12 protein-coding genes are annotated in these 14,385 nt (G+C 70.3%); 3 read left to right on the plus strand and 9 right to left on the minus strand.

Features of this window, described 5'->3' with window-relative positions:
• Nucleotides 1-449: 449 nt before the first annotated feature.
• On the minus strand, nucleotides 450-1,457 hold the full coding sequence (locus ACTWQI_RS24220) for a stage II sporulation protein M (protein ID WP_443273688.1): 1,008 nt from the start codon (nucleotides 1,455-1,457) through the stop codon (nucleotides 450-452).
• A 157-nt stretch (nucleotides 1,458-1,614) separates the two neighbouring features.
• On the opposite strand from ACTWQI_RS24220, the gene ACTWQI_RS24225 reads away from it, so the two are divergent.
• A complete protein-coding gene (locus tag ACTWQI_RS24225; RefSeq protein ID WP_443273689.1) occupies nucleotides 1,615-2,598 on the plus strand; it encodes an RDD family protein in 984 nt (327 codons plus the stop codon).
• Between the two features lie 106 nt (nucleotides 2,599-2,704).
• Here ACTWQI_RS24225 and ACTWQI_RS24230 read toward each other — a convergent pair whose 3' ends face one another.
• Both ACTWQI_RS24230 and ahcY read right to left on the minus strand, forming a co-directional pair.
• Complete coding sequence (locus ACTWQI_RS24230) at nucleotides 2,705-3,319, minus strand: hypothetical protein (RefSeq protein ID WP_443273691.1); 615 nt, start codon at nucleotides 3,317-3,319, stop codon at nucleotides 2,705-2,707.
• Between the two features lie 66 nt (nucleotides 3,320-3,385).
• Entirely contained in the window at nucleotides 3,386-4,843 is a 1,458-nt protein-coding gene (ahcY, locus tag ACTWQI_RS24235; RefSeq protein WP_443273693.1) for an adenosylhomocysteinase, read from the minus strand.
• A gap of 349 nt (nucleotides 4,844-5,192) precedes the next feature.
• Here ahcY and ACTWQI_RS24240 point away from each other — a divergent pair, with 349 nt between their 5' ends.
• On the plus strand, nucleotides 5,193-7,349 hold the full coding sequence (locus ACTWQI_RS24240; RefSeq protein WP_443273695.1) for a fructose-specific PTS transporter subunit EIIC: 2,157 nt from the start codon (nucleotides 5,193-5,195) through the stop codon (nucleotides 7,347-7,349).
• Between the two features lie 165 nt (nucleotides 7,350-7,514).
• Here the strand turns inward: ACTWQI_RS24240 and ACTWQI_RS24245 are convergent, their stop codons facing one another.
• The 6 genes from ACTWQI_RS24245 to ACTWQI_RS24270 form a co-directional block, all read right to left on the minus strand.
• On the minus strand, nucleotides 7,515-8,432 hold the full coding sequence (locus tag ACTWQI_RS24245; protein ID WP_443273697.1) for a cation diffusion facilitator family transporter: 918 nt from the start codon (nucleotides 8,430-8,432) through the stop codon (nucleotides 7,515-7,517).
• Nucleotides 8,433-8,594: 162 nt separating this feature from the next.
• Nucleotides 8,595-9,788 (minus strand): mannose-6-phosphate isomerase, class I, encoded by a 1,194-nt coding sequence (gene manA / locus ACTWQI_RS24250; protein WP_443273698.1) that lies wholly within the window; start codon nucleotides 9,786-9,788, stop codon nucleotides 8,595-8,597.
• 132 nt (nucleotides 9,789-9,920) lie between these two features.
• Nucleotides 9,921-11,099 carry an SIS domain-containing protein gene (locus ACTWQI_RS24255; protein WP_443273700.1) on the minus strand — a complete coding sequence of 393 codons (1,179 nt, stop codon included), beginning with the start codon at nucleotides 11,097-11,099 and terminating at the stop codon, nucleotides 9,921-9,923.
• 80 nt (nucleotides 11,100-11,179) lie between these two features.
• Complete coding sequence (locus ACTWQI_RS24260) at nucleotides 11,180-11,404, minus strand: Trm112 family protein (RefSeq protein WP_443273701.1); 225 nt, start codon at nucleotides 11,402-11,404, stop codon at nucleotides 11,180-11,182.
• Nucleotides 11,405-11,637: 233 nt separating this feature from the next.
• Nucleotides 11,638-12,996, minus strand: coding sequence for a phosphomannomutase/phosphoglucomutase (locus tag ACTWQI_RS24265; RefSeq protein ID WP_443273703.1), 1,359 nt, complete (start codon nucleotides 12,994-12,996; stop codon nucleotides 11,638-11,640).
• A gap of 186 nt (nucleotides 12,997-13,182) precedes the next feature.
• Nucleotides 13,183-13,608, minus strand: a complete 426-nt coding sequence (locus ACTWQI_RS24270; RefSeq protein WP_443273704.1) for a DUF3499 domain-containing protein — start codon at nucleotides 13,606-13,608, stop codon at nucleotides 13,183-13,185.
• A 276-nt stretch (nucleotides 13,609-13,884) separates the two neighbouring features.
• Between ACTWQI_RS24270 and ACTWQI_RS24275 the strand changes: the two genes are divergently transcribed.
• On the plus strand, nucleotides 13,885-14,349 hold the full coding sequence (locus tag ACTWQI_RS24275; RefSeq protein ID WP_443273705.1) for a metallopeptidase family protein: 465 nt from the start codon (nucleotides 13,885-13,887) through the stop codon (nucleotides 14,347-14,349).
• Nucleotides 14,350-14,385 lie beyond the last annotated feature (36 nt).

Raw genomic sequence — 14,385 nt, forward strand, 5'->3', positions numbered from 1 at the left:
CCTCATCTCCCGAAAGAGACGGGGTATCAACATATCTGGCGTTGACTTTTGGCACGCTGTTGAGTTCTCAAGGAACGGACGCTTCCTTCAGACCCGCCACCGGGCCCTCCAGGCGCTTCCCTTCGGTATTTCCAACTTACCAGATTCTCACCCGGCCGTTACCCGGTCCGGATTGCTTCCAGTGGCCGTTGGAAAGGCCTCGCCTTTCGGCTGATCCGACATTATCAGGTCGTTTTGGCCGCTGAATCGGCTCAACATCCCTGACCGCTCACCGGAGACACCTCATCGGAATGGGGTTTCCGGATTGCGGAGTGCAGTGGATTCTCGATGGCGTCCGAGCTTACCCAGCCCGTCCGCAACCGTTCAAATCTACCTCCCCCCTCCACCTGTGTCAAACAGGTCTCCTGGGGCGAAGAGGACAGTAGCAGCTCCGCGCGGCCCGGGGCAGGTCAGGCGGCTGTCGGGACCTCGATGCTGCGGTCTGCCTCCCCCACATCGCCCGTCTCCCCCCTGTATACCGCGCGCCGACCCACGACGTAGACGTAGATCAGGAATGCTGCCTCAGCTGCCATGCCCACCGTGATACGGGCCCAGGGGGGCAGGCTCGAGGGGGTCACGAAACCCTCGATCACTCCCGAGACGAAGAGCACGATGGCCAGTCCGATGGCCATGCCGATCGCTGCGCGCCCCTCCTGGGCCAGGGCCGAGCGACGCGCGCGTGGGCCGGGGTCGATCACCGTCCAGCCGAGTCGCAGGCCTGTGCCGGCCGCGACAAACACCGCGGTGAGTTCGAGGAGGCCGTGCGGAAGGATCAGACCGAGGAAGCTGTCGAGCCTGCCCGCGGAGGACATCAGACCGAGTCCCACTCCGAGGTTCAGCATGTTCTGGAACAGCACCCAGAGCACGGGGATGCCCAGGAAGGCTCCGAGGACCAGGCAGGTGGCTGCGACTTGGGCGTTGTTCGTCCAGACCTGGGCGGCGAACGACGCCGCGGCGTGACTGGAGTAGTACGTCTCGTACTCACCGCCGGGCCGCGTGAGCTCTCGCAGCTCTTCAGGAGCCGCGATGGACGACTGGACGTCAGGATGGGTACCGATCCACCAGCCGATCACCGTGGCGAGTGCCGTCGAGACAACAGCGGTGGTGACCCACCACCGGCGGGTCCGGTACAGGGCCGCGGGGAACCCGGCGGCGAGGAACCGCGCGACGTCGCGCCAGCCGGCCTTCCGTGCTCCCGTGACCGCGCTGCGTGCACGGGCGACGAGCGTGGTGAGCCGAGCGGTCAGCTGCGGGTCCGGAGCGCTGGATTGGATCAAGGACAGATGCGTGGCGGTCCGCTGATAGAGGGAGACGAGTTCGTCGGCCTCCGCCCCACTCAGCCGACGCCGGCGGCGGAGCAGCACGTCCAGGCGGTCCCACTCGGCGCGGTGGGCGGCGACGAACACGTCGAGATCCATGGGGCGCTGCTCCTGGTGGGGGCATCGGCGTAGGGAGTCAGCTTGGCAGACGCAGGACGGCGGGCGGCAGACTGGTCGTACATACGTACACGCCTCATGGCGTGCGGGTGGGACGCGGGTGGAGCCGGGAGTGGCCCGAGAGAGGGAGGCGTCGCGCGTGAGTGAACTGGTGACCGGCGAGGCGGTCGTACTGGGGCTTCGAGCTGCGAAGCTACCGAGTCGCGCCCTGGCCATCGTGATCGACCTGGTGGTGATCTGGGCGACCTTCATCGCGGTGTCGATGGCGCTGATCGCCGGCACAGCGTCGCTCGACACGGCGGCGCGGGCCGCCGTGTCCGTGGCGACTTTCCTGCTGGTCCTGGTTGGGGCGCCGATCGCCGTGGAGACGCTCAGCCACGGACGTTCACTGGGGAAGGCGGCGTGCGGACTCCGGGTGGTGCGGGACGACGGAGGGCCGATCCGCTTCCGCCATGCGCTCGTGCGCGGTGCCATGGGGGTGGTCGAGATCCTCATGACCTTCGGGGTCGTGGCGGTGATCGCGTCGCTCGTTTCGGCGCGCGGGCGGAGGCTTGGTGACGTCTTCGCCGGGACCCTGGTCGTACGGGAGCGAATACCGGTGCCGCGAGGAGTGCGGATGCCGCCTCCGCCGCCGTGGCTCGCAGGGCAGTTCGCCCGGCTCGATCTGTCACGGGTACCGGACGGCCTGTGGCTGGCGATACGCCAGTACCTGACGCGCATGGGGCAGCTCGATCCGCAGGTCGGCTGGGCCTTGGCCGTGCAGCTGGCCGGAGATGTGGCGGCGTGTACGGGTACGCCGGTGCCCGAGGGAGTGCCGCCGGCTGTTTATCTGGCCGGGGTCGCGGGCGAGCGGCAGGCACGGGATGCACAGCGGGCGTTCGGGGGTACGGCGGCTGCCGCCCCTTACGGCCAGCCCCTGCCCCTCAGCGCACGCCAGTGGCACGCCGCGACAGAGGAGGATGTACGGCCTGGCGCTTCCGGATCGTCGATCACGGACCCCTTGGAATCAGCGCCGATTGCCGCGGGGCACACACCTCGCGGGACCGGGGGGCCGGGGCCGGTTGCTGCGAGCCCTGAGGAGCCGACAGCGACGGGGAGGACGGGCTTCGTGCCTCCTGCCTAGCGACTTCCGTAGGGGTTTTAAAGGTTCCCGGCCCTGGGCTCGTGGCCCTGGGCGGCCGGGAGCCGGGCGCGGGAGGCCCGAGAGCTGCGGCCCGCCGCGCAAGGCCTCAGGGGAAGGTCGAGGGCGGCGATTCGAGATCTTCGAGCTCGACGCCCGGGGCCGCGAGGACGACGTCGCCGGCGATGTGGACGGAGCCCTGCTCACCGGTGTCCAGGTCCGTGACCTGGTATTCGTCCACCATCAGCGGGCCGCTGTCAGTGGCGTGTGCTTCCCTCTTGAGCAAGGCCCAGGACTGGTCGAGCGTGCGAGGCGCCAGTACGGGGTCGGTGAAGGCGACGAGACGGACGCGAGTGGCGGGGGCACCGGCGGTGGGGCGCAGCAGCCGGGCCGTGGCGACGAGGAAGGCGGGGGATGTACCGGTGAACGCGTGAGCGCGGACGTTGCCCTCGGTCGCGTGGGCGCCGCTGGGGTCCGTACGCACCCAGGTGACGCCGTCGAGGGCCGCTCCCCGGACCTGCCAGCTCGAGGCGTGGAGCTCCAGACGGATGGGACGGCCGAGTTCGTCGGTGGTGAGGTCGACCGAGCCCGCGTGATCGCCGGAGGGGGTGGTGATCTGGGAGACGTAGCGCCAACCGGAGGGGCCGGTGGCGCAGTGGAAGTGCTCTTCTCCGAGGGGGGTGCGATCGTGCGGATCGTGGAGGGAGTAGCGGCCGCGGGGCATGGTGGGGTCCTTGACGGCCCGGGCCCCCGCCGACGGCGGGGGCCCGGGATCATCGGCTGGGTGCTGTCAGTAGCGGTAGTGGTCGGGCTTGTACGGGCCCTCCACCGAGACGCCGATGTAGGCGGCCTGCTCCGGCCGCAGCGTCGTCAGCTTCACACCGAGCGCGTCCAGGTGGAGCCGGGCCACCTTCTCATCCAGATGCTTGGGGAGCACGTAGACGCCGGTCGGATACGCCTCGGGCTTGGTGAAGAGCTCGATCTGGGCGATGGTCTGGTTCGCGAAGGAGTTGGACATCACGAACGAGGGGTGCCCGGTCGCGTTGCCCAGGTTGAGCAGCCGGCCCTCGGACAGCACGATGATCGACTTGCCGTCGGGGAAGGCCCAGGTGTGGACCTGCGGCTTGACCTCGTCCTTCACGATGCCGGGGATCTTGGCCAGGCCGGCCATATCGATCTCGTTGTCGAAGTGGCCGATGTTCCCGATGATGGCCTGGTGCTTCATCCTGGCCATGTCGGCGGCCATGATGATGTCCTTGTTGCCGGTCGTGGTGATGAAGATGTCGGCGGTCTCGACGACGTCGTCGAGGGTCGTGACCTGATAGCCGTCCATCGCGGCCTGGAGTGCGCAGATCGGGTCGATCTCGGTGATGATGACCCGGGCGCCCTGGCCACGGAGCGACTCGGCACATCCCTTGCCCACGTCGCCGTAGCCGCAGATGACGGCGACCTTGCCGCCGACGAGGACGTCGGTGGCCCGGTTGATGCCGTCGACCAGCGAGTGGCGGCAGCCGTACTTGTTGTCGAACTTCGACTTCGTCACGGCGTCGTTGACGTTGATCGCCGGGAACAGCAGCGAACCCGCCTGGTGCATCTCGTACAGGCGGTGGACGCCGGTGGTGGTCTCCTCGGTGACCCCGCGGATCTCGGACGCCAGCTGGGTCCATTTCTGGGCGTTCTCCCCGATGGAACGGGTGAGCACCTCGAGGATGATCCGGAATTCGTCGTTGTCCGCGGTGGACGGGTCGGGGACGGAACCGGCCTTCTCGAACTCGACGCCCTTGTGGACGAGGAGGGTGGCGTCGCCGCCGTCGTCCAGGATCATGTTCGGCCCGCCGGTGGGCGTGTTCGGCCAGGTCAGCGCCTGCTCCGTGCACCACCAGTACTCCTCGAGCGTCTCGCCCTTCCAGGCGAAGACGGGGACGCCCTGCGGGTTCTCGGGAGTGCCGTTCGGGCCGACCGCGACGGCGGCGGCCGCATGGTCCTGGGTGGAGAAGATGTTGCAGGAGGCCCAGCGAACCTCGGCGCCGAGGGAGACGAGCGTCTCGATCAGCACAGCGGTCTGCACGGTCATGTGCAGCGAGCCGGTGATCCGGGCGCCCGCCAGCGGCTGGGCGGCGGCGTACTCGTTGCGGATCGCCATCAGACCGGGCATCTCGTGCTCGGCGAGGGTGATCTCCTTGCGGCCGAAGGCGGCCAGGGACAGGTCGGCGACCTTGAAGTCCTGGCCGGTGGCGGCTGTCGTCATACGGGCTGCTCCTTGTGGACTCGAGCGGAGTGGGCACGGCTCGTCTGCGGCAGCGGACACACGGGTCCCCTGGCCGCAACGCAGTCCGTCGGAGGCCCTCTCTCCCTCGGCCGACCCGTAGCGGACCGACCGACCGCCATCAGCAGCGACGTCTGTCAGGTCACGAATCTACACCGATCGATCGAGTGGCCCCAGCCCGCCTCGGTCGGCCGCAACCGAAGCGCGGGGCGGGCGTTGGTCCCCGAAGACCCGATGTCTGACGGCTTTGCTCAGGTAGCGGCCTGATGCAGGATGCGGGGACCGCGAGATCAGGTGCACGACTCGCGCGCAGAGCCGTAAGGAGAACCACGTGACCAATTCGGCTGAACACCCAAGGGAAGCGGGGACGAGTGAGCAGGGGCTCAAGCTGCTCGCGGTGACCGCCTGCCCGACCGGCATCGCCCACACCTACATGGCGGCCGAGAAGCTGGCTCAGGCCGCTGAATCGCTCGGACACCGCATGAAGGTGGAGACGCAAGGCTCGATCGGGGTCGAGAACGCCTTGTCTGACAACGATGTCAACGATGCGGACGGCATCATCATCGCCGCCGACAAGGATGTCGACCGCAGCCGCTTCATCGGCAAGAAGGTGCTGGTCGTCGGGGTTGCCGAGGGTATTCACCACCCCGAGCGGCTGATCGAGCAGGTGCAGAGCGCACCGGTGTACCGAGGAGGAGACGGCGGAGGGGGCGCGTCGGGCGTGTCCGCGGCGGCCGCCAGGGGTGGCAGGGAGCGGAGTGCCACGTACAAGGCGCTGATGAACGGCGTCTCGTTCATGATCCCGTTCGTCGTGGTCGGCGGTCTGCTGATCGCGGTGTCCCTGGCACTCGGCGGCACCCCGCAGGCCGACGGCGGTCTGGTCATCCCCGACGGCTCGTTCTGGAAGCCCGTCAACGACATCGGCGTCATCGGCTTCACCCTGATGGTCCCGATTCTCTCCGGCTATATCGCGTACGCGATCGGCGACCGGCCCGCGCTCGTGCCGGGCATGATCGGCGGCTGGATCGCCAACAACGGCGCGCTCTACGACTCCGAGGCCGGCGCAGGCTTCATCGGCGCGATCGTCACCGGCTTCCTGGCGGGCTATCTGGTGCTGTGGATCAAGAAGGTCAAGGTTCCGAAGTTCGTCCAGCCGATCATGCCGATCATCGTGATCCCGATCGTCGCGACGACCTCACTCGGCCTCTTCTTCATCCATGTCATCGGCAAGCCGATCTCCTGGATCTTCGAGCACCTCACCAGCTGGCTGGGCGGCCTGACGGGCACCAGCGCTGCGCTGCTGGGCATCATCCTCGGCCTCATGATCGCCTTCGACATGGGTGGGCCGGTCAACAAGACGGCGTTCCTCTTCGGCGCCGGGCTCGTGTCCAAGAACCCCGAGATCATGGGTATGTGCGCGGCCGCCATCCCGGTGCCCCCGCTGGGCCAGGGCCTGGCCACTCTCCTCCGCCGGAAGTTCTTCACCGAGCAGGAGCGCGAGACCGGTCTGGCCGCGCTGTTCATGGGCTTCTTCGGCATCACCGAAGGCGCCATTCCCTTCGCAGCGGCGCGCCCCGCCCGGGTCATCCCGGCGAACATGCTGGGCGGAGCCGCGGCCGGTGCCGTGGCGGGTCTCGCGGCGGTCACCGACAGCGTGCCGCACGGCGGTCCCATCGTGGCGGTGCTGGGCGCGGTCGACGGGGTCCCGATGTTCTTTGTGGCGGTCGCCTTCGGCACGGCGGTGACCGCGCTGACGACCGTGACCTTGATGGCTCTCGGCCGGAACAGCTCCGCGGCGGCAGAGGCGCCCGGCGCACCCACGCCCGTGGCCGCCCCGTTCCCCGAGCCGGTCATGGCCGGTGTGGGTTCGGGTTCGGGTGCCACGGGCGGAGTCGCAGCCGCGGCCCCCGCCCGTACGACGGTCACTGCCCCGTCCGCTGCGGCGGCAGACGGGGCCGAGGCAGAGGGCCGCGAGGCCACGAGGAGGGACGAAACCCGGGACCGAGCCGATGCCGAAGCCGAGGCCGGAGCGGAGGTGCTCTCCGGCCATCTGACCCCGCGGACCGTGAAGGAGCAGCTGGCGTCCGGCACCAAGGACGCCGCCGTACGTGAGATGGCGGGCCTGCTGGCCACGACCGGCAAGGTCGCCGACCTGGAGGCCCTGGTCTCGGCGGCGCTCGCCCGCGAGGAGCAGGGCACCACCGGGCTGGGCGAGGAGATCGCCATCCCGCACGCCAAGACGGACGCGGTGACGGCCCCGGTCGTGAGCTTCGCCCGCTCGGCCGAGGGCATCGAGTGGGGCTCGCTGGACGGCACGAAGGCCAAGCTGATCTTCATGATCTCCGTGCCGGAGGCGGCAGCGGGCGACGAGCACTTGCGCCTGCTGGCGCTGCTGTCGCGCAAGCTGATGGACAGCGGGTTCCGGGAGCGGCTGACGGCCGCCCGGGACACGTCGGAGATCCTGCAGGTGCTGGCCGAGATCCGATAGCCGCGTACGGACAGGGTGATGCCCCCGCCGTGCAGCGGGGGCATCGCCGTGTCACCGCATGCCGGTTCAGCTGTCCGGCTCGCACCGGGAGGCTCTGGGGCTCGGGCGCGCCCGGCAGGGGATTGCCGGGCAATCCCCTGCCTTGCAGCTCCCCCTCGACCGGAATCAAGCAGACGAGCGCGGAATGTCAGGCTCCAGGTAGATCACCCTGGCGATCGGCACCGCCTCCCGAATGCGGGCCTCCGCCGCATCGATCGCCTCGGCCACCCGGGCGGCCGTGTCCTCGTGCCGTACCGCGATCTTGGCGGCCACCAGCAGCTCCTCCGGACCCAGGTGCAGCGTCCGCATGTGGATGAGGCCGGTGACGGTCTCCCCGTCGACGATCGCCGTGCGGATCTTCTCGACCTCCTCCGTACCGGCCGCCTCACCGAGCAGCAGCGACTTCGTCTCCGCCGCCAGCACGATCGCGATCAGGATCAGCAGGACGCCGATGCACAGGGTGCCGATGCCGTCCCAGAGGCCGTCGCCGGTGGCGATGGCGAGGCTGACGCCGACGAGCGCGAGGATCAGACCGACGAGGGCACCGAGGTCCTCCAGCAGCACGACGGGCAGCTCGGGAGCCTTGGCATGCCGTACGAACTGGGTCCACGACTGCTTGCCACGCAGCTCGTTGGACTCCTTGATCGCCGTACGGAACGAGAAGGCCTCGGCGATGATCGCGAAGACCAGGACGCCGATCGGCCAGTACCAGTCCTCGATCTCGTGCGGGTGCTTGATCTTCTCGTAGCCCTCGTAGATCGCGAACATGCCGCCGACCGAGAAGAGCACGATCGAGACGAGAAAGGCGTAGATGTAGCGCTCGCGGCCGTACCCGAAGGGATGCTGGGGAGTCGCCTCGCGCTGGGCCCGCTTGCCGCCGAGCAGCAGCAGCCCCTGGTTGCCGGAGTCGGCGATCGAGTGCACGCTTTCGGCCAGCATCGACGACGAGCCACTGAAGGCGAACGCCACGAACTTCGCTGCCGCGATGGCCAGGTTGGCGCAGAGCGCCGCGACGATCGCCCTGGTTCCGCCTGTTGCACTCATGAGTGCCGAGTGTCCCTTCCGTCGACCTGGGAGTCTTGACTCTCCCTTTACTGGGCGGACATTGTTGCAGCCCGCCGCTCGGTCGGCCGCGTCAGGCCCTCCCCTTGGGGGCACCTCCCAGCTACCGCTGGGGTGCCACCAGAGGTGACCTCACCGACCGCCTCAGACCGCCACCGTCGCACGGAAGAACGTGCCTCCGCCGAACAGGGTGATCGTCTCGCCCGCCGGGACGAAGGCCGACTCGCCCTGCACGAGCCGCAGTTCCTCGGCGCCGCGGCTCAGCACAGCGGCACCGGCCGTGCACAGCAGGACCTGCGGCGCCGCAGCCCCGAGCCGGACCGGTTTCGTGCCCTCGGCCAGTACGTACCGGGACAGCCGGAACTCGTCGATCGGAGTCTCGTACCTCTCCTCGCCCGCCACCGCTTCGGGGCGCAGCACACCGGGCGCGGTCGGCTCGAATCGGACGATGCGCAGCAACTCCGGCACGTCGACGTGCTTGGGGGTGAGGCCGCAGCGCAGCACGTTGTCGGAGTTGGCCATGATCTCGACGCCGAGGCCGTTCAGATAGGCGTGGGGGACGCCCGCGCCGAGGAAGAGCGCCTCGCCGGGCTGCAGCCGTACGTAGTTGAGCAGCATGGCCGCGATCACTCCGGGGTCGCCGGGGTAGTGCCGGGCGATGGAGGCGTAGGCGGCGTACGCGTCCTGGTGCGGGCCCGGCACGTCGGCCAGTCGCTCGGCGGCCGTCGCGGCGTGCTCGACGGTCTCGGCCATCGCCGACCGATCTGCGGTGAGGACCGCGGTGAGAACCTCCCGCAGGGCGTCCGACTCCGGGCGCGCGTGCAGGATGTCCACGTACGGCTTGAGGGAGTCGACCTCCAGCCCCGCCAGCAGTTCGGCCGCCTCCGCCTCGTGGCGGAAGCCGCACAGCCCGTCGAAGGGCGTGAGGGCACAGATCAGTTCGGGCTTGTGGTTCGTGTCCTTGTAGTTCCGGTGCGGGGCGTCGTTCGGGACACCCCGGTCCTCCTCGGCTGCGAAGCCCGTCCCGGCCTGCGCGAGGTCGGGATGCACCTGCAAGGACAGCGGGGAGGCCGCCGCGAGGACCTTGAGAAGGAACGGCAGCCGCGGCCCGAAGCGGTCGACCGTGGCCTGACCCAGCTCACCCACCGGGTCGGCCTCGATCACATCGGACAGGGCCACCAGCCCGCCGCCCCGGTCGATCCGGGAGGGCGCCCCGGGGTGCGCGCCCATCCACAGCTCTGCCTGCGGTTCACCGGTCGGCTCGGTGCGGAGCAGCTCGGGGATGGCGGTGGTGGAGCCCCAGGCGTAGGGGCGCACGGTGTTGGCGAGGCGGTCCATGCGGTGCGGTTCCTGACTGTCGTACGAGGGGTGGCGCGGGTGCTGCGCGCGCCGCGGTGTGGGGGTGCGCCGCCGGGGCGGCGGGCGTGCGGGACACGGGCACGGTGGCGGGCTACCCGCGGCAGCGACTGCTCATGTTCTCTCTCCCGAGGCGAGCGCCAGGTAAACGGCGGCGAAATCCGTGATGGCGAGCAGTTCCGCGACGGCTTCGAGGGAGCTGCCACCCGATGGTTCGAGTTCGCTGACGGGCGTGTCGTGCCCGAGCGCGAGCTCACGGGCGGCGGGCGTCGGCGAGTGACCGCCCAGCTGGGACCGTTCGCGAAGCAGGACCACGCGCGCGTGCAGCGCTTGGGGGTCCTCGACGCGGTCACGGAAGAAGTCCTCCGGGTCGGCCCCGGCGGCGAAGGCCCCGGAGAGCAGCGTGCGGTGCGCGGCCAGTGCCTCGGGGAGCTCGGCGGCGAGAGCGGGGCGGCCGGCCACGGACGCCAGCACCCTCGCGAAGTGCCGGGCGGCGGCGCCGGCGAGGGGGCCTTCGCTCCACAGCAGCGGCAGGGCGTCGGCGAGCTCGGCCGCGAGGGTTTTGGCCGGGTTGCTGTAGGTGGCGATGGCCGGGCCGCATCGCTCCGCGGACCGGTCGAGGCGGTCGGCCACCGACTGGATCGCGTGCGTCGGCGCCGAGAACAGGCCGATCCGGTCGATGAGCACGAGCAGCGGGGTGAGCAGCGCCCACAGGGTGCCGGGAGGCTCCTCGTGGCCGGGTGCGGGCCGCAGGCCGATGGACGGGAGCGGCTGGTCCTCGGGGGCCTCCTCGTAGGGCGCCGGAACCAGTGGCACCACCAGCCCGTTCCGCCCGCCGGCCGCTTCGACGAGCGGGGAGCGAGGCGGGGTGATGGTGACGACGGAGCAGCCGCGCCGGTACGCCTGCTCGACGAGGGCGGGCAGGCCCGGCTCGGTGCCGTCGGTGGTGAGGATGAGAAGCAGGTCGAGGGGGCCGGCCCAGCCGGGAAGGGTCCACAGCAGGGCGCCGGGTACGGCCAGGGCACCGGTCGGGCGGATCAGGCTGACCGGGATGTTGCCGTTGCCCAGGGCGGACAGCAGGTCGGCGATGCAGCCGGTGGTCGGACCGGAGCCGGCGACCAGCAGCGCGCGGGGGCGCCCGTCCGGCTTGAGGTCCGACAGTCCCGACTCGGCTGCGGCACGGGCAGCCGTACGGACGCGGGCGCCGGATTCGGCGGCGCCGCGCAGAAGGCCGCGAGAGGCGTCGCTTCGGGCCAGAGCCTCGGGGGCGTCGAGCAGCGACTCGTCGAGCATCGTTCTGGGGCCTCCGATCGCCGGGTGGGCTGATGGCCGACTGGGGATTCCGCTCGATCTCCGGGGCCTTGCCGCCGCGGTCAGGCCGGGCGGCGGGCCTCGTCGACAAGTAGGACGGGGATGCCGTCGCGGATGGGGTAGGCCAGGCCGCAGTCCGCTCCGGTGCACACCAGCTCAGTGGGCTCGGCACCGGTGTCGGCGGCCGTACCGGTCGCGGCCCCGGTGTCGGTGGCGAAGGCCTCACGGAGCGGGGCGTGGCACGCCGGGCAGGCGAGGATCTCCAGGAGACCGGCTTCGAGCGGCATGGGGTTCCCTTCGCGTGGGCCCTCCCCCACTGAGGGGTGAGGAAGGAGTGTTCAGCCTGGCCAGCGTACCGCCGGGCGGCCCCGTGGGGCGGCACGGCAGGTCATCCGGCCTTCGCGGGGCCCGGGCTCGGGATCCCGTATCCCTGGCCCTGGTATCCCTGGCCACGGCATCTCTGGGCACAACCACAGGGTGCGGCCCGCCCCGAGGCACTTCCGGGCGCCGGATTCAGCCGTCAGGCACGGACGATGGCGAGCACCTCGTCGCGGATCTTGTCGACCGTGGTCCGGTCCCGGGCCTCGACGTTGAGCCGCAGCAGGGGCTCGGTGTTCGAGGGGCGGAGGTTGAACCACCAGTCGGCCGCGGTCACCGTCAGCCCGTCGAGTTCGTCGAGCTCGACGTCGTCGCGGCCCTCGTACGTCGCTTTGACGGCCGCGGCCCGGCCGACCTGGTCGGCGACGGTGCTGTTGATCTCCCCGGAGGCGGCATAGCGGTCGTACTGCGCCACGAGCGCGGACAGCGGCCCGGCCTGGCCACCGAGCGCAGCGAGCACATGAAGTGCCGCGAGCATGCCGGTGTCGGCGTTCCAGAAGTCGCGGAAGTAGTAGTGCGCGGAGTGTTCGCCGCCGAAGATCGCGCCGGTGCGGGCCATCTCCTCCTTGATGAAGGAGTGCCCCACGCGCGTACGGACCGGGGTGCCGCCCTGCTCCTTGACGACCTCGGGGACCGACCACGAGGTGATGCAGTTGTGGATGACCGTGCCACCGCCGTGCTTGGCCAGCTCTCGGGCGGCGACGAGTGCGGTGATCGCGGAGGGGCTGACTGGCTCGCCCTTCTCGTCGACGACGAAGCAGCGGTCGGCGTCACCGTCGAACGCGAGGCCGATGTCGGCCCCGGTCTCGCGGACCTTTGCCTGGAGGTCGACGATGTTCCGCGGGTCGAGCGGGTTGGCCTCGTGGTTCGGGAAGGTGCCGTCGAGCTCGAAGTACAGCGGTACGAGGTCGATCGGCAGCGCGTCGAAGACGGAGGGGACGGTGTGGCCGCCCATGCCGTTGCCCGCGTCGACGACGACCTTGAGCGGGCGGATCGCGGTGAGGTCGACCAGCGAACGGAGGTGGTCGGCGTAGTCGGCGAGAACGTCGCGCCGGCTGATCGTGCCCGGAGTGGCAGCGGGCTCGGGGACCCCGGACCCGGCCCACCGTTCCACCAGCGAGCGGATCTCGGCGAGTCCGCTGTCCTGGCCGACCGGGGCGGCGCCGGCCCGGCACATCTTGATGCCGTTGTACTGCGCGGGGTTGTGGCTGGCAGTGAACATCGCACCCGGCAGACCGAGTTGACCGCTGGCGAAGTACAACTGGTCGGTGGAGCACAGGCCGATCTCGGTCACGTCCACCCCGCGCCTGGCCGCGCCGCGGCCGAAGGCCCGCGACAGCCCGGGGGAGGAGGGCCGCATGTCATGACCGACGACGATCGCGGTCGCGCCGGTCACCTCCGCGAAGGCGGCGCCGAAGAGCTCGGCGAGGGACTCGTCCCACTGGTCCGGGACCACACCGCGCACGTCGTAAGCCTTAACGATCTGCGACAAGTCGGGCACCTTGCACGCCTCCTGGAGTCCTGGTCGGTCCCGGGGTTGGCCCCCACGGAAGGCACAGTACCCGGCGTCGATGACACACCGATGACACGCCGGGCGGGACGGAGCGATCAAGGACGGACGGCCGGGTACGGGTGCGTGGAGCACGGTCGCGGATTCCGCGCCGACGGCGGTACGGGAGCGATGGGTTCAGGGCTCGGGCGAGCGCAGCACGCGGAGGTGACCACGCCGGGCGACCTCCATCGGATCCGCGTTCCGGCCGCTGTGACCGACGGCGCCCGCGGCTCGCTCCTGGGGCCTGGCCGCCTCGCGTACGGCGTTGGCGAGCGCCTCGAGATCGTCACTGCTGGGGCGGGCGGGACCGGAGTCGACGGCGAGGCGTACGACATCCCAGCCGCGCGGCGCGGTGAGGCGTTCGGAGTGCTCGGCGCACAAGTCGTAACAGTGCGGCTCGGCGTAGGTGGCGAGTGGTCCGAGGACTGCGGTCGAGTCCGCGTAGACGTACGTCAGCGTCGCGACGGCGGGGCGGCCGCACGCAGTGCGCGAACAGCGACGTACAGGGCTCACGACGTTGGACGGTACCGCACTCTTGAGCGGGCCGCGACGACTCTCCACGACGTCACTCCGCCGTGTCGTTTGCGCCGCCACCATGCGTCTGACCTGCGAAACCCCGGGCTGACCTGCGTGGGGACAGGAGGTCGAGCGAGCGGGCGACCATGGATCCGGTCACCACTGGGTCCAAAAGGCGTCATTCGTCTGGAGATCGGCGGTCTCAATGCTGCGCCGAATCGGGCGGAATTATGGCTGGAATGTTCATCCTTCGACATCGCAGGCAGTGACCGGCCCGCTTCGGTGCGTCCCGGACCGGTCGGGCGGTTACTCTCAGGGGTGATGGACAACCCCGTTACCCCCCGCCCCTCCGAGCCCCGGCCCCGACGCCGTGACCGGCATGGACGCGGCATGCGCGGGCCGATCGCCCCGCCGCAGGTGCCGTTGGCGGCCAGCAGGGCGGAGGCGTTCGTCGATCTTGTGCACGACTCCGCCGAGCGACTGGAGCGGCGCTGGCCGCAGCTGTCGGATGTGGAGTTCACGGTGCGCGAAGTGCCCCCGCCGGGCGGGGCGGACGACAAGGACAAGGCGGGGGCCTGGGATGACGGGGCGGTACCGCTCGGGAAGCTCGTCGCGGCGCGCAGCGGCCGGCCCGCCCGGATCGTGATCTACCGACGGCCCGTGGAGATCCGCACCAAGAGCCGCGACGAGCGCGCACTGCTCGTTCACGAGATCGTCGTCGAGCAGGTCGCCGAACTGCTGGGCCTGGCACCGGAATCCGTCGATCCGCGGTACGGGCAGGACTGAGACCGGCTCCACGCGCGCGTGGATGCCGCGCGAGAG

It is taken from the genome of Streptomyces sp. KR80 (assembly GCF_052245555.1).
Taxonomy (GTDB): Bacteria; Actinomycetota; Actinomycetes; order Streptomycetales; family Streptomycetaceae; genus Streptomyces.